This window comes from Polynucleobacter sp. (genome assembly GCF_030693775.1).
GTDB lineage: Bacteria > Pseudomonadota > Gammaproteobacteria > Burkholderiales > Burkholderiaceae > Polynucleobacter.
Genome location: NZ_JAUXZY010000004.1, coordinates 311,075 through 326,161 on the forward strand (window position 1 = coordinate 311,075; position 15,087 = coordinate 326,161).

General features: G+C 51.1%; 16 protein-coding genes. 6 read left to right on the top strand and 10 right to left on the bottom strand.

Annotation, left to right across the window (positions count from 1 at the left end; translation table 11 throughout):
- On the bottom strand, positions 1–312 hold the full coding sequence (locus Q8M75_RS04365; RefSeq protein WP_305486580.1) for a PepSY domain-containing protein: 312 nt from the start codon (positions 310–312) through the stop codon (positions 1–3).
- Positions 313–396: 84 nt separating this feature from the next.
- Between Q8M75_RS04365 and Q8M75_RS04370 the strand changes: the two genes are divergently transcribed.
- The 3 genes from Q8M75_RS04370 to Q8M75_RS04380 are packed head-to-tail and all read left to right on the top strand — an operon-like array spanning position 397 to position 1,855.
- Positions 397–816 (top strand): DUF1924 domain-containing protein, encoded by a 420-nt coding sequence (locus tag Q8M75_RS04370; protein ID WP_305486582.1) that lies wholly within the window; start codon positions 397–399, stop codon positions 814–816.
- 8 nt (positions 817–824) lie between these two features.
- Entirely contained in the window at positions 825–1,307 is a 483-nt protein-coding gene (locus tag Q8M75_RS04375) for a diheme cytochrome c (protein ID WP_305486583.1), read from the top strand.
- A gap of 5 nt (positions 1,308–1,312) precedes the next feature.
- Positions 1,313–1,855 carry a cytochrome b/b6 domain-containing protein gene (locus Q8M75_RS04380; protein ID WP_305486585.1) on the top strand — a complete coding sequence of 181 codons (543 nt, stop codon included), beginning with the start codon at positions 1,313–1,315 and terminating at the stop codon, positions 1,853–1,855.
- 79 nt (positions 1,856–1,934) lie between these two features.
- On the opposite strand, the gene Q8M75_RS04385 is transcribed toward Q8M75_RS04380, so the two are convergent.
- The 3 genes from Q8M75_RS04385 to Q8M75_RS04395 are packed head-to-tail and all read right to left on the bottom strand — an operon-like array spanning position 1,935 to position 4,807.
- A complete protein-coding gene (locus Q8M75_RS04385; protein WP_305486587.1) occupies positions 1,935–3,302 on the bottom strand; it encodes an NAD(P)(+) transhydrogenase (Re/Si-specific) subunit beta in 1,368 nt (455 codons plus the stop codon).
- Positions 3,303–3,314: 12 nt separating this feature from the next.
- Positions 3,315–3,653, bottom strand: a complete 339-nt coding sequence (locus Q8M75_RS04390; protein ID WP_108470139.1) for a proton-translocating transhydrogenase family protein — start codon at positions 3,651–3,653, stop codon at positions 3,315–3,317.
- Positions 3,654–3,670: 17 nt separating this feature from the next.
- Positions 3,671–4,807, bottom strand: coding sequence for a Re/Si-specific NAD(P)(+) transhydrogenase subunit alpha (locus Q8M75_RS04395; RefSeq protein ID WP_305486591.1), 1,137 nt, complete (start codon positions 4,805–4,807; stop codon positions 3,671–3,673).
- A gap of 170 nt (positions 4,808–4,977) precedes the next feature.
- Between Q8M75_RS04395 and mnmA the strand changes: the two genes are divergently transcribed.
- The gene (mnmA, locus tag Q8M75_RS04400) at positions 4,978–6,093 is read left to right on the top strand and encodes a tRNA 2-thiouridine(34) synthase MnmA (RefSeq protein WP_305486594.1); all 1,116 of its coding nucleotides are present in this window, start codon (positions 4,978–4,980) and stop codon (positions 6,091–6,093) included.
- Positions 6,094–6,112: 19 nt separating this feature from the next.
- Here the strand turns inward: mnmA and Q8M75_RS04405 are convergent, their stop codons facing one another.
- A complete protein-coding gene (locus Q8M75_RS04405) occupies positions 6,113–6,727 on the bottom strand; it encodes a glutathione S-transferase N-terminal domain-containing protein (RefSeq protein WP_305486598.1) in 615 nt (204 codons plus the stop codon).
- Positions 6,728–6,814: 87 nt separating this feature from the next.
- On the opposite strand from Q8M75_RS04405, the gene purB reads away from it, so the two are divergent.
- Together purB and Q8M75_RS04415 are read left to right on the top strand one after the other, a co-directional pair.
- Positions 6,815–8,194, top strand: a complete 1,380-nt coding sequence (purB, locus tag Q8M75_RS04410) for an adenylosuccinate lyase (RefSeq protein WP_305486600.1) — start codon at positions 6,815–6,817, stop codon at positions 8,192–8,194.
- Between the two features lie 38 nt (positions 8,195–8,232).
- Positions 8,233–9,603 carry a 3-deoxy-D-manno-octulosonic acid transferase gene (locus tag Q8M75_RS04415; RefSeq protein ID WP_305488164.1) on the top strand — a complete coding sequence of 457 codons (1,371 nt, stop codon included), beginning with the start codon at positions 8,233–8,235 and terminating at the stop codon, positions 9,601–9,603.
- Here the strand turns inward: Q8M75_RS04415 and secF are convergent.
- The 5 genes from secF to queA all read right to left on the bottom strand — a co-directional run bounded on the left by secF (position 9,600) and on the right by queA (position 15,067).
- Positions 9,600–10,574: a protein translocase subunit SecF gene (secF, locus tag Q8M75_RS04420; RefSeq protein WP_305486603.1), complete on the bottom strand. Its 975-nt coding sequence runs from the start codon at positions 10,572–10,574 to the stop codon at positions 9,600–9,602. The two genes, Q8M75_RS04415 and secF, sit on opposite strands and share 4 nt — an antisense overlap.
- 3 nt (positions 10,575–10,577) lie before the next feature.
- Positions 10,578–12,437 (bottom strand): protein translocase subunit SecD, encoded by a 1,860-nt coding sequence (gene secD, locus Q8M75_RS04425; RefSeq protein WP_305486607.1) that lies wholly within the window; start codon positions 12,435–12,437, stop codon positions 10,578–10,580.
- A gap of 33 nt (positions 12,438–12,470) precedes the next feature.
- Positions 12,471–12,794: a preprotein translocase subunit YajC gene (yajC, locus tag Q8M75_RS04430; RefSeq protein WP_305486608.1), complete on the bottom strand. Its 324-nt coding sequence runs from the start codon at positions 12,792–12,794 to the stop codon at positions 12,471–12,473.
- An 86-nt stretch (positions 12,795–12,880) separates the two neighbouring features.
- Positions 12,881–14,038 (bottom strand): tRNA guanosine(34) transglycosylase Tgt, encoded by a 1,158-nt coding sequence (tgt, locus tag Q8M75_RS04435; protein WP_305486609.1) that lies wholly within the window; start codon positions 14,036–14,038, stop codon positions 12,881–12,883.
- A 9-nt stretch (positions 14,039–14,047) separates the two neighbouring features.
- A complete protein-coding gene (queA, locus tag Q8M75_RS04440) occupies positions 14,048–15,067 on the bottom strand; it encodes a tRNA preQ1(34) S-adenosylmethionine ribosyltransferase-isomerase QueA (protein WP_305486611.1) in 1,020 nt (339 codons plus the stop codon).
- Between the last annotated feature and the right edge of the window lie 20 nt (positions 15,068–15,087).

Below are 15,087 nucleotides of genomic sequence, written 5' to 3' on the forward strand. Positions count from 1 at the left end.
TTATTGACTGGTATTTTTTGATTTTTGCTTAATGACGATGCCGGTCTTGGCATCCACCTCAAGCTTGGTCAGAACGCCGCTGGCGGAAAGTTGTTTGATCTCATAAACCCAAGTGTTTTTCTTACGCTCTAGCTCAACTTCAAGGACTTGACCTGGGTAGTCTTTAGCCATTTTTTGAAGAATATGTTGCAGCGGCATCACTTCGCCTTGCTCCACTGCTTTACGGGCGCGGTCTTGATCGCTATCTGCATAAGCCAAATGGGGTTGGGTGATGAGGAATGCAAGCAGTACGAATCGAAAAATGAAGGTCATTCCTTATTGTAGGTGGTGAATTCTGAACGGCAGATGAATGGAGCCTTCAGATTCCGTAAACCCCTTTTATTTAATACTGATTGTATGAACTCAAATACATACAGCATTCATACTAAGTCGGCTCTATTCATGCTCTTTGTCTTTGCGGCAATAGCACCAGCAATTGCCGCAGAAACAACGCCCAGCAAACAACTGCAGTATTGGGCCGATAAGGCCGGTAGTCAAGCCAATAGCGATAGAGGGAAGATATTTTTTAATTCCACCCACGGCAAAGAGTGGTCCTGTTCATCGTGCCATGGTAACCCACCCACATCCCCAGGAAAGCATGCTAGTACCAGTAAGGTAATTGATCCTCTCGCACCATCTGCAAATCCAGATTCGCTTACCGACTCTGCCAGAACGGATAAATGGTTTCGCCGTAATTGCAACGACGTCCTTGGGCGGGAATGCCTACCCCAAGAAAAGGCGGATGTCTTGTCTTACCTCATCAGCATTAAAAAGTAGGAGTGATTATGAAAGATTTTATTTCGATGCTGGTGCTAACTGCGTTGACGTACGTAGCAGTAGGGGCCGCCTCTCAATTGGCAATGGCGGATAGTGCAAATAGGATGCCCGTTGATCGTTTGCCGAGCTATCAAGCCGAGTGTGCGAGTTGCCATCTGGCGTATCCGCCGGGATTTTTACCGGCACAATCCTGGTCCTCGATTATGGGCGGCCTTAGCAAGCATTACGGAACCGATGCGTCTGTTGAGCCTAAGGATGCGGCGGAGATTTCAGCTTGGCTTAAGCGCTATGCAGGAAGTTATAAGCGCGTTAAAGAGGTGCCTCCAGAAAATCGAATCACCCAGTCCTATTGGTTTCAAAAGAAGCACCGCAAGATTGGGGTGGAAGATTTTGCTAAGCCCCCTGTGAAGAGTGCAGCAAATTGCAATGCATGCCATCGTCATGCCGAGCAAGGTAATTTTGACGATGACGATGTGCGGATCCCATGGTAAAAATAATGGGTATTTCAATTGCGTTCAGTAAGTCGGTGAAAAATACACTGCATTTGATTGGAGCCGCATCATTCATTACGGCCTACATCACTGCAGACAGTGAGTCATTTCGTCTGGTGCATGTGTATTGTGGATATGGCTTCGGGATCATTTTTCTGTTGCGTTTGTGCTGGGGCGCAATTGCCGGTGGAGCTAGTTCGCTCGGCGCCCTATGGCGAAGGGCAAGTATGGTCAAGGGAATTCAGGCGGACATAAAGGCACTCCAGATACAACGCCTCTGGAACTGGAATCGGTGGTACGGCGCTTTCATGGGTGTATTTATTTTGGTGATGTATGTGTTAACGCCTTTGTTAGTGCTTACTGGGATTGGGGGCTATGAAGAATGGGGCGGCAAGTGGCTAAGAGCAATCTTTGAGGGCTCTCATGAGACTCTGGGTGAAATGTACCTTTTTATTATCTTTGTACATTTAGCACTCGTAGGAGTGCGATACGTTCGAACGCGGCTACTGGAATCTCGCGCTGCAGTCAGTGACCCTGCTGTTAATTGAATCGGCGTGCATCAGCCCATTCGCCCGGGCCAACAAAAAAGCCACCCGAAGGTGGCTTTTTATTCAACAGTAAGACCGCTTATTCAACAGCCTTGACCATGTCTTCAATGACCTTCTTCGCATCACCGAAGACCATCATGGTTTTATCCATGTAGAAGAGTTCGTTATCTAAGCCAGCGTAACCAGCAGCCATCGAGCGCTTGTTGACAATGATGGTTTTGGCTTTAAACGCTTCCAGAATCGGCATGCCAAAGATTGGGCTGCCAGGTGTGCGCGCTGCTGGGTTCACCACATCGTTCGCACCCAGAACCAGAACCACGTCAGCCTGACCGAAGTCGCTGTTGATGTCTTCCATCTCAAATACTTGGTCGTAGGGCACTTCGGCTTCCGCCAGCAAGACGTTCATGTGGCCAGGCATCCGTCCGGCAACTGGGTGGATTGCATACTTCACCGTTACGCCGTGGTGAGTCAACTTCTCGGTTAACTCTTTGAGTGCATGCTGCGCGCGCGCAACTGCCAAACCGTAGCCTGGAACAATGATCACGGTATCAGCATTGGTCATCAAGAATGCCGCATCCTCAGCTGAGCCCGATTTATAGTTCTTGGGAGCGCCATCATCGTCACCACCAGCGGCTGCTTCAGCGCCAAAGCCGCCGAGCAACACTGCGACGATTGAACGGTTCATTGCCTTACACATGATGTAAGACAGAATTGCACCCGAAGAGCCAACGCAGGCGCCAGCAATAATCAATACTGGGTTATTGAGCGTAAAGCCAATACCTGCCGCCGCCCAGCCAGAATAGCTATTGAGCATCGATACCACCACTGGCATATCGGCACCACCAATGGGGATGATCAAGGTCACGCCGAGTACCAAGGCAACTGCGCACATGGCCAGGAAGGCTGCATGGCTGTCGGTTAAGAAATACACCACTCCAGCGGCAACCATCAATATGGCAAGAATCAGGTTCAGCATGTGCTGGCCAGAGAACGTTACTGGCTTACCGCTGACTTTACCGGACAACTTACCGAAAGCAATGATCGAGGCAGTAAAGGTAATCGCACCAATGAAGGCGCCAATAAAGAGCTCGATCTTCTGCGCGCCCGAGTGATCTTGTGCCGGATTGATTACTGCCGCAATGGCGATCAGTACCGCGGATAGACCAACGAAGGAGTGCATTAAGGCAACCAGCTCAGGCATCTTGGTCATTTGCACGCGTTTAGCGGCAATCGAACCGATGATTGCGCCAGCAACAATGGCAATGCCAATTAGCCAGTAGACGGGCTTAAATGTGGGAATCAAGAATGTGGTGATGACGGCGAGCAGCATGCCGATCATTCCATATACGTTACCTTGACGGGAGGTGGTCGGTGACGATAAACCCCGCAAGGCGAGGATAAAAAGTACCGAAGAAATCAGATAAGAAATCGCTGTGATATTAGACATGGTGTGGTTCTCTTACTTTGTGCCAGCGGCTTCGTTTTTAGGAGCCTTCTTTTTAAACATTTCAAGCATGCGGCGGGTGACCATAAAGCCACCAAAAATGTTTATTGAGGCGAGGAAGACGGCCAGTGCGCCAATCAAGCTGGTGAGGGTAATTTCATCGCCATTGATGACTTCGGTTTGCAGTAAAGCACCGACGATGATAATTCCAGAAATTGCATTGGTCACCGCCATTAAGGGCGTATGCAATGCGGGGGTGACGTTCCAAACCACGTGGTAGCCCACAAAAATGGCCAGCACAAACACCGTGATGTTTTGGACCGTAAGAATACTTTGAATTGCAGCTGCATCCATGATCATTCCTTCAATAATTAATTGGTACGGACAGCTTGGCCATCACGACACATGAGGCAGGCTGCAACAATGTCATCATCGGCAGCAGCGGGGATAGCCAGCTGCGCTTCTTTATTGATGATGAGTTTCATAAAGTCCAGGACGTTGCGCGCGTAGAGTGCTGATGCGTCAGCTGCAACCATGCTGGGTAGATTCGTGTGGCCAACAATCTTCACGCCATTCGCATCGACGATTTGGTCTGCGCGAGTGAGGGGGCAATTGCCAGAACCGTTTTCACCACGGCCTGCAGCCAAATCGATGACGACTGAACCAGGCTTCATCTTGGCTACGGTCTCGCTGTGCAATAAGACGGGTGGCTTGCGCCCTGGAATTAAGGCGGTCGCAATCACAATGTCGGCTTGCATGGCGCGCTCAGCAACCAAAGCAGCTTGGCGTTTCATCCACGACTCGGGCATGGGGCGTGCATAGCCACCAACACCTTTGGCGATCTCGCGCTCTTCATCGGTCTCGTAAGGCACATCTACAAACTTAGCACCAAGCGATTCGATTTGTTCTTTTGCGGCAGGGCGCACATCGGATGCTTCAATCACAGCGCCTAAGCGCTTAGCTGTCGCAATCGCTTGCAGGCCTGCAACGCCGGCACCCAAAATGAGTATGCGCGCGGCCTTAACGGTACCTGCAGCGGTCATCAGCATCGGCATAAAGCGCTGATATTCGTTAGCGGCGAGCATGACGGCTTTGTAGCCTGCAATATTGGCCTGTGACGACAGCACATCCATGCTTTGGGCGCGGGTAGTGCGCGGCGCTGCCTCAAGAGCAAAGGCGGTAATGCCTTGGCTAGCCATGGCTGCAATCGCCTCGTTATCAAATGGATCGAGCATGCCAATCAGCACGGCACCCGATTTAATTTGTTTGAGTTCAGCGGCTTGTGGGGCGCGAACCTTCAGCACCATCTCCGCCGCAAAAGCATCGGCAGCGCTACCAATGGTGGCACCCACGGCTTCATAGGCTGAATCTGGAACGCTGGCACCGATACCGGCACCGGATTGAATAATGAATTGATGACCTTGGCTGATCAGCTTTTTGACCGTCTCCGGTGTGGCTGCAACCCGAGTTTCCCCTGGTCTGGTTTCTAGTGGCACTCCAATGCGCATGGCATGTCTCCGAAAGCAAATAATTTAGAAAAGCGGTATTAGTTAAAGTAGCTTGGCCTTGTGAGCGCTCTTACCCATTGCGTTCGTAATTTCTTTTAATTGGTGTGTATCCAACGTAAGACTTTTACAATGGGGAACCGGTAACTTAATTGTAATTCTCTCATTTTTCGATGCTCGACCTTCAATCTTCCGCAATTCCGCTGTCTCAGCCCTCAAAAGTCGTGGTCGGGATGTCTGGGGGCGTGGATTCGTCCGTAACGGCCTGGCTTTTAAAACAGCAAGGCTTTGAAGTTGTTGGACTTTTTATGAAAAACTGGGAAGACGACGATGACAGCGAGTATTGCTCTAGCCGCCAAGATTGGCTTGATGTGGTCTCGGTTGCCGACTTGATTGGGATTGACGTAGAGGCGGTGAACTTTGCTGCAGAGTACCGAGAGCGCGTTTTTGCTGAATTTTTACGCGAATACGCCGCCGGTCGCACTCCCAATCCCGATGTGTTGTGCAATGCTGAAATCAAATTTAAAGCGTTTTTAGACCATGCCATGGCCTTGGGCGCGGATGCCATCGCCACCGGGCACTACGCCCGCGCAAAGCATGCTGTGGAAGGCGTACAGCTACTAAAGGGACTTGATGCCAGCAAGGATCAAAGCTACTTTTTGCACCGCCTGAGTCAGCAGCAACTGGCAAAGGTGATGTTCCCACTGGGTGAAATGGCCAAGACTGAGGTCCGTCAGTTAGCTGACCAAATTGGTTTACCAAACGCACGTAAAAAAGATTCGACTGGCATTTGTTTTATTGGCGAGCGGCCGTTTCGGGAATTTTTAAATCGTTACCTGCCCACTGCCCCAGGCCCAATTAAAACCCCGGATGGCAAGACGGTCGGTGAGCACATGGGCTTGGCATTTTTTACCCTCGGTCAGCGCAAAGGCATTGGGATTGGCGGCAGCCAAGATGGCAATGGCGATGCCTGGTATGTGGCGCGCAAAGACATGACGAGCAATACCCTCTATGTTGCGCAAGGCCATGAACATCCGTGGCTGTGCAGTCAGCATTTAAATGCAATCGATTCCAGCTGGATTAGTGGCTCAGCTCCATTGGCAGGAGCCTATGCAGCCAAAACACGCTATCGCCAAACGGATGCCAATTGCACTCTCGAAATTGCATCTACTGGATTCGCTCTGCAATTTGAGGATTCCCAGTGGGCGGTTACTCCCGGTCAGTCTGCTGTGGTGTACGACGGTGATATTTGCTTGGGCGGCGGGATTATTGCCGCCAACCCAGAATAAGCACCCGAGCCCTTAAACCTTAGGCTGCTGGTGGGGCCGTGTCTTGAAAGGACTGACGCTGCATTAGCCCTTGGTAGAGGCGCTCTAAGTTCGGGAAGGGCGTGCGCCAATCCAGCGATGGAAAGCGAAAGTCTAGGTAACCCAAGGCGCAACCCACCGCAATATCAGCTAGGCTAAATTGATTGTGGTGGCAGTAATTCGATTCACCTAGGCCCATCGACATGCTGTTTAGGGCCGCATTGATTTTGCTCATTTGGCGCTCAATCCAAGCAGGGCTTTGCTGCTCTGCTGGCCGCCAGGTTGCTTCTAGTCTTGCCAAAATACCCGCATCCAAAAGTCCATCGGCTAACGCTTCCCAGGTCTTCACTGCGGCACGCTCACGCCCATTGGCCGGAATTAACTTCCCAACCGGGCTCAAGGTATCGACGTATTCCACGATTACCCGTGAATCAAAGACAGTGCTGCCGTCATCCATCACTAGGCAGGGAATCTTCCCCAGGGGGTTATGTTGCCCAATGGTGGTTTCTGGGACCCAGACGTTTTCAGGCACAAAATCGGCCTCGATCTTCTTTTCGGCTAGGACAATCCGTACTTTACGGGCGTAAGGGCTGGTAAGTGATCCAATTATTTTCATAGCGGTGGAGTATAGCTCCGTGGCGGGGATGACTCAATAACGCTTTAAAATAGGACTTTATTGATTACCTCCATCAAAGGCAGGACCGTGAGCCAACCGATTAGCACTTTAAACGCCTTATCCCCACTCGATGGGCGCTACGCCAGCAAGCTCGATGCATTGCGACCCTGGTTGTCCGAGTCTGCATTCATGAAGCAGCGCGTCTTTGTGGAGATTCATTGGCTCTTGGCTCTGGGATCTGCTGGTCTTGCTGATGTGCCAGCCATCTCTAAAGCCGATGCGGAATTTTTGCTGTCCTTAGCCAATGCCTTTACCGATGCCGATGCGCAGCGCATTAAAGAAATCGAAGCGATAACTAATCACGATGTGAAGGCCGTCGAATATTTCTTAAAAGAAAAAGTATCGGGCCGTCCTGACCTGCTGAAGGCCAGCGAGTTCATTCACTTTGCCTGCACTTCAGAAGATATCAACAATACGGCGCATGGCCTGATGCTGCGCGGTGCGCGCGATACCGTATTGCTACCCCAGTTGCGCAAAATCCACGATGCCTTAACAGAATTGGCTCTCGCCAATGCCGCTGTACCCATGCTCTCGCGCACGCACGGCCAGCCCGCATCACCTACTACTCTAGGCAAAGAGATTGCCAATATAGCCAAACGATTGGAGCGTGCGATTGCTGCGATCGCAGCGGTACCTTTGCTGGGCAAAATGAATGGTGCGGTTGGCAACTACAACGCTCACCTATCTGCTTACCCCGATTTTGATTGGGAGAAGTTTGCGCGTGAAGTCGTGGAGCAGCGCCTTGGCCTGCAGTTCAATCCGTATACGATTCAGATTGAGCCACACGACGGTATGGCGGAGTTGTTTGATGCGATTGCACGCGCCAACACCATCTTGCTGGATATGGACCGCGACTTTTGGGCCTACATTTCTTTGGGTTACTTCAAGCAGCGTACGAAGGCCGGGGAAATTGGTTCGTCCACTATGCCGCATAAAGTCAATCCAATTGATTTTGAAAACTCTGAAGGTAATCTGGGCGTTGCTAATGCCCTGCTGCGCCACCTCGCTGAAAAGTTACCGCTCTCACGCTGGCAGCGTGACTTAACCGACTCCACCGTCTTGCGTAATTTAGGCCCTGCATTTGGGCACAGTGTCTTAGCCTACGACAGCGCCATGCGCGGCATTGGCAAACTAGAAGTGAATACTGCGGCGATTGCGGCTGATCTGGATGCCTGCTGGGAAGTCTTGGCGGAGCCTGTACAAACCGTGATGCGTCGTTACGGCATCGAAAATCCCTACGAGCAATTAAAAGAATTGACCCGTGGCAAAGGCATTAATCAAGTCGATCTGCAGGTCTTCATTCGGGGCTTGGCGATTCCGGAAGATGCAAAAGCCCGCTTACTGGAAATGACGCCATCCAGTTATCTGGGGAAAGCAGTCGAGTTGACGCAGCGCCTCAAAAAGTGACGCCAGCTAGTCCAGAGCCTGCATTGCCACAAGTGACAGTGGATCGTCCTTGGCTCTGGTTTGCCTGCTACCAGCTCGGGTGGCATCTTCTATTGCCGGTCGTGTTGTTACGGCTGTGGTGGCGGGGCCATAAGGACCCGGGCTACCGTCAAGCGATTGCAGAGCGTTTTGGTTTTAGCCAAGGCATTCGGCCTGGAGCTATTTGGATACATGCTGTATCCGTGGGTGAAACCAGAGCAGCCCAGCCTCTCATCGAAGCCTATTTGCAAGAAGGCAAAACCATTTTGCTCACGTGCATGACGCCTAATGGGCGGCGCACTGGCGCTGCCATTTTTGCCGATGCCATAGCGCAGGGTCGTTTGCAGCAAGTGTATTTGCCGTATGACCTCTGCTGGTCGGTGGAGCGGTTTTTAAAAGCAGCCAAACCCACGCTAGGCTTGTTTATGGAAACCGAAGCATGGCCAACGATTGTGTTTCGTGCTGCCGAAATCAAATTACCGGTCTATTTAATCAATGCCCGCTTATCGGAGCGCAGTGCGCGCCGCGTCGCTCGTTTTGGCAATGCAGGCCGTTCTTTGTTTCAGGCATTCGCCGGCATCTTGGCGCAGACCGAACTCGATGCAGGGCGTTATCGGGCGCTGGGCGTGAAGCATTGTGAGGTCGTCGGTAATCTAAAGTTTGATGTGGTGCTAAACCCTGCCTTAGTCGAGCAGGGCCTCGCATTGCACGTGCATTTAGAAAAGAATAATCGCCTCATGGTTTGCGCTGCCAGCACCCGTGAAGGTGAAGAAGCGATCATCCTGGAGGCATGGCAAGCAGTACTGCAAATGCATGCTGAAGAATCAGCATCAGCATCAGTATCAGGATCAGGACCGGCATCTACGGCACAGCCCTTGCTGTGCATCGTGCCACGTCACCCTGAGCGTTTTACTGAAGTGGCTGAGCTCATTCGCGCTTCAGAACTGACTTTGTTACGCCGTTCTGAAATCCATTTGGACGCTGCTGGTTTTCAGAAGTTGGTTGACCCTACAGCGGCAGTGGTGCTGGGTGATTCGATGGGTGAGATGCCCTTCTATTACAGCGCCTCTGATCTCGTAGTGATGGGCGGAAGTTTGCTGCCACTCGGTGGCCAAAACTTGATTGAAGCCTGTGCTGCCGGTTGTCCTGTGCTCTTGGGGGAGCACACCTTTAACTTTCAACAGGCAAGCCAAGATGCAATCGACTGCGGCGCTGCAATGCGAGTAGGTGGCAGTGGATCACTTTCGAGTGCACTGGCAGCTGCGATGAGTCGCATGCTGCAAGATCAGCAGCAGCGCCAAGCGATGGGAGAAGCAGCTTTATGGTACGCCGCACATTATCAGGGCGCGACCATCAGAATCATGGCCGCACTCAAAGGACGAACTGCTTAAACCGTAGCGCCGTAGTTGGGATCGTCTTTGCGCGTGGGATCGTCTGGCTTTTTATCGTTCTTGATTAAGTCTTCACGCTTAATTCCAAGCCACATCGCAATCGCAGCCGCCACGAATACCGACGAGTAAATACCAAACAAAATACCGATGGTTAATGCCAGTGCAAAGTAAAAGAGGGTAGGGCCACCAAACAGCAGCATCGCGAGCACCATCATCTGGGTACTGCCGTGGGTGATGACGGTACGGCTGATGGTGCTGGTAATCGCGTTATCAATTACCTCAGGGGTAGTCATCTTGCGGTACTTACGGAAGTTCTCACGGATCCGGTCAAAAATAACCACCGACTCGTTGACTGAGTAACCCAGAACCGCCAAGACCGCAGCCAATACCGAGAGCGAGAATTCCCATTGGAAAAAGGCAAAAAAGCCGAGGATGATGACCACATCGTGCAAGTTGGCAATAATGCCGGCAATCGCAAACTTCCACTCAAAGCGGAACGACAGGTAAATCATGATGCCAATCACCACAAAGACAAGCGCCTTAAGGCCATCGATTGCCAGCTCTTTACCGACCTGAGGCCCCACAAATTCAACCCGTTGCAACTTAGCTTGTGTGCCATCCTCGACTAAAGCCTTCATCACAACCGAGCTTTGATCTGCAGAGGAAATGTTTTTCCCCTCGGCATCCTTCTGCAGCGGTAGGCGAATAATGATGTCTCGCGAGCTGCCAAAGTTCTGGATCTGGGTATCGGTGTAACCAAGCTTTTCTACCTTTTTACGAATCGACTCGAGCGGCGCAGTTTGTTGGTAGCTCACCTCCATGACCGTACCGCCGGTGAATTCGATCGAGAGATGTAAGCCGTTTTGCCAGAGGAAAAAGACTGCAGCTAAGAAAGAGATAAATGAGAATGCATTGAGAATCAATGCATGGCGCATGAAGGGAATGTCTTTGCGGATACGGAAAAATTCCATGGCTTATTTCTCCTTAGCGACCCAAACCTGGCCAATTGAAATTTTCTGTAACTTCTTTTTTCTACCGTACCAAAGATTGACAATACCGCGCGAGAAAAAGACTGCCGAGAACATCGAGGTCAAAATACCCAAGCAATGGACCACCGCAAACCCCTTGATGGGCCCAGAGCCAAAGGCCAATAATGCCAAGCCTGCAATCAAGGTGGTGATATTGGAGTCCAAAATAGTTGCCCAGGCCTTATCAAAGCCAATTGCAATTGCAGTGCTGGGGGCAACGCCTTGGCGTAGCTCTTCTCGAATGCGTTCGTTAATCAGTACGTTTGAGTCAATTGCCATACCCAGTGCCAAGGCCATCGCCGCAATACCAGGTAGGCTTAAGGTCGCCTGCAACATCGACAGAAGCGAAATCAGCAGCACAATGTTGACTGCCAGGGCGGTGACCGAGAAAAATCCAAACAGCATGTAGTACACGATCATGAAAATCGCGATTGCAATAAAGCCAAAGATCAGCGAGGTAAAGCCTTTCTCAATGTTTTCGGCGCCTAGGCTTGGGCCAATAGTGCGCTCTTCAATGATTTCCATTGGGGCTGCAAGCGAGCCTGCGCGCAATAGCAGGGCAAGGTCGTTCGCACTCTCGGTGGTGGGCTGGCCCGTAATCTGAAACTTAGAACCAAACTCACTTTGAATGGTGGCAATGGTCAGTACTTCGCCTTTGCCTTTTTCAAACAAAATCATGCCCATGGGTTTGCCAATGTTTTCACGGGTGACTTCCTGCATCACGCGGCCACCGGCCGCATCCAGTGAGATATTGACCGAGGGGCGTTGATTTTGATCAAAGCCGGCGCTCGCATCGGTAATGCGATCACCGCTAAAAATAACCGACTTCTTGAATACACCAAGACGGCCTTCGCCAAAGCGGAAGACATCCATGCCAGGGGGAACTGGATCGCCAACTGCAATGGTAGTCACCAGCGGATCAGCGAGGCGGGATTCGAGGGTGGCAGTGCGGCCAATAATGTCTTTGGCACGCGCTGTGTCTTGTACGCCCGGCAATTGCACGATGATGCGATCAGCACCTTGTTGCTGAATTACTGGCTCTTTTACGGCCAGTTCATTCACACGCTTATTGAGGGTGGTGATGTTTTGCTTAACTGCACTGTCTTGCACTTCTTTGAGCGAGGCTGGCTTGAACTGACCAATAAGTCGGGCGCCACTAGCTTGCGCACTCAGTTGCCAAATCAGGTCGGTTTGTGAGGTGGTGAGCAGCGCCTTGGCTTTTTCTGCTTCCTCGGCGCTACCAAATTGAATGGTGATGGATTCATTACCGCGTTCAATCCCTTGATGGCGAATATTCTTTTCACGCAGTTGACTACGGATGTCGCCTGCAATCGAAAGTACTTTTTTCTGTACCGCACCTTGCATATCGACTTGCAGTAAGAAATACACTCCACCGCGCAGATCAAGGCCAAGTGGCATTGGCATCGCATTGATGGAGCTGAGCCAATGGGGTGTGTTGGAGAGTAAATTTAAAGCAACGGTAAAGCTGGGATCATTTGGATCGGAATTCAGTTTTTGTTGCAATAAATCCTTGGCGCGCAGCTGAATGTCCGTGCTATCAAAACGAACCTTTACCGACCCCACATTACCGGTGCGCTCATAAAACATTCCGGTGCTTGGAATCGAGGCATCGGCTAATATTTTTTCAACACGCGCTTGCGTTGCCAGCTCAACCTTGACGGTTGGTTTGGCGGCTGAGACTTGAACCGCTGGAGCCTCTCCAAAAATATTCGGTAAGGAGTAGAGCGCGCCAATCAGGAGCGCAACACCAATTACAAGGTACTTCCAGAGCGGGTAACGGTTCATAGTGTCTCGATGACGCGAATACTAAAAATGAGATTAAGCAGCTTTGAGGGTGCCTTTAGGCAAGACCATGGTGACCGCACCTTTTTGCATGATCACTTCGGTGCCCGCTGCAATTTCAACGATCACGTTTTGATCTCGTATTGCATTGACTTTGCCAAGAATTCCGCCGATGGTAATGACTTCATCGCCAACTGCCAATGCTTCGAGCATGAGGCGCGTTTCTTTTTGACGCTTCATTTGTGGGCGAATCATGATGAAGTACAGCACCACAAACATCAAAAGAATGGGCAAGAAACCCATTAGGCCGCCGCTATCCGAGCCTGTGCCAGTTTGAGCAAATGCATTACTAATCCACATATTCAACGCCTCCATATAGAACCCTAATTAAAAAGCCAGAAAGATCGGCTAAGGTGCAATTCTAAACCGCTTGGGGGATTTGAAGCCTAATCCTGGCCTGGTTCGACGCCACGTTGCCGATCGGTATAAAACTGCTCGCGGTAGGCGCTAAAGCGGTCCTTTGCCAGAGCTTCCCGGATTTCAGTCATTAGCCCTATGTAGTAGGACAAATTGTGGATGGTATTGAGCTGCGCCCCCAGAATTTCATTGGCTTTTTGCAGGTGATTGAGATAGGACCGGGTAAAGCGCTGGCAGGTATAGCAGGTGCAAGTCGGGTCTACTGGGCGGTCATCGTCTTTATAGCCACTATTGCGCAGCTTCAAATCGCCAAAGCGGGTAAAGAGCCAGCCATTGCGGGCATTGCGAGTGGGCATTACGCAGTCGAACATATCGATGCCGTTACTCACCCCGAGCATCAGATCTTCAGGAGTGCCAACACCCATTAAATAATGCGGGGCTTTTTCGGGAAGCTTGGGGGCGGTAAAGGCCAAAATTCGCTCAAACTCGGGTTTAGGTTCTCCTACCGAGAGGCCGCCAATCGCAATGCCATCAAATCCCTGCTGACTTACTTCGGCCAATGAGGCTTCACGCAAGGACTCAAACATCCCGCCTTGCACAATGCCAAAGAGTCCATTGCCCGTTTCAAGCTCCCGAAAGCGCTTAAGTGAACGGGCGCCCCAGCGCAGCGATAGCTCAAGGGATTGCCGCGCTGCTTTTTCGGTGGTGGCCTGACCGTGCGTCTCGTAGGGAGTGCATTCATCGAATTGCATGGCAATGTCACTATTGAGCACCGCCTGAATCTCCATCGAGACTTCGGGAGACATGAACAATTTATCGCCATTAATGGGCGAAGCAAAGGTCACACCCTCTTCTGAAATCTTACGCAGCGCGCCCAGGCTAAATACCTGAAAGCCACCCGAATCAGTCAAGATGGGCTTATCCCACGCCATAAAGCGATGCAGTCCGCCATGTTTTGCAATGACATCGAGTCCAGGTCGCAGCCACAAATGAAAGGTATTGCCCAAAATAATTTGCGCTTTTGCTTCTTCAAGGTCGCGCGGGGTCATGGCCTTCACGGTGCCGTAGGTGCCCACCGGCATAAAGATAGGTGTTTGCACGCTACCGTGGGGCAAATCAAGTCTGCCGAGTCGTGCCAAGCTTTGCGAATCGCGCTTGATTAATTCAAATTGAATGGGTGACGTCATTAGCTTAGTTTAAGCGGATCGATTCAGGAACATGGCATCACCATAACTGAAAAAGCGGTAGCGCTCCGCAATCGCATGCCGATAGGCCTCACGAATGGTATCCATACCGGCAAAGGCGCTAACTAACATCAGCAAAGTGGACTTGGGTAAGTGAAAGTTCGTTACCAAGGCGTCCACCACCTTAAATTCAAAACCAGGGGTAATAAATAAATTGGTATCCCCAGTGAGCTCTTGATTTAGGGCATAGCTCTCCAGTGTGCGCAAGCTGGTAGTGCCGACGGCAATCACGCGTCCACCCCTTTGCTTAGTCTGCGCAATCGCCTCGATGGTTTTTGCGGGGATGCTGTACCACTCGTAATGCATTTGGTGCTGGCTTAAATCTTCGGAGTGAACGGGAGTGAAGGTGCCGGCACCCACATGCAAGGTAATGGCCGCTCGTCCTACCCCATTGCTAGCCAATCGCCCTAAAACCAAATCATCAAAGTGCAGCCCTGCAGTAGGCGCTGCTACGGCACCGGGATTGCTTGCCAAAACAGTTTGGTAGCGCTCGGCATCGTCGCGATCCGCTTGGTGTTCAATGTAATGCGGCAGGGGCAACTCACCAAAGCGATCGAGTAATTCCAATACGTTTTGCTCAAAAGCAATTTCATAAAAGCGATCCTTACGCTCCAGGATCTCGACATCAATCTCTTCGCCACGCTTATTCTGAATAGTGATTCGACTGCCGACTTTGGGTGTCTTTGAGGCTCTTATTTGCACCCAGGCTCGATTTTCACCAGTGATCCGCTCAATTAAGAGCTCAACTTGTCCCCCGGTTTCTTTCTGACCATATAGCCTTGCCGGGATTACCTTCGTATCATTGAAGATAAATAAATCACCTGGCTTAGCAATTTGGCTGATATCGATAAATGCACGATCATGTAAGCCATTGGCAGCCACCTCCAGCAAGCGGCTGTCGGAGCGATTGGCGAGGGGGTGCTGAGCAATTAGCTCGGGCGGAAGGTCGTAATTGAAGTCGGAGAGTTGCATAGCGTTACCATCGAAGTTGG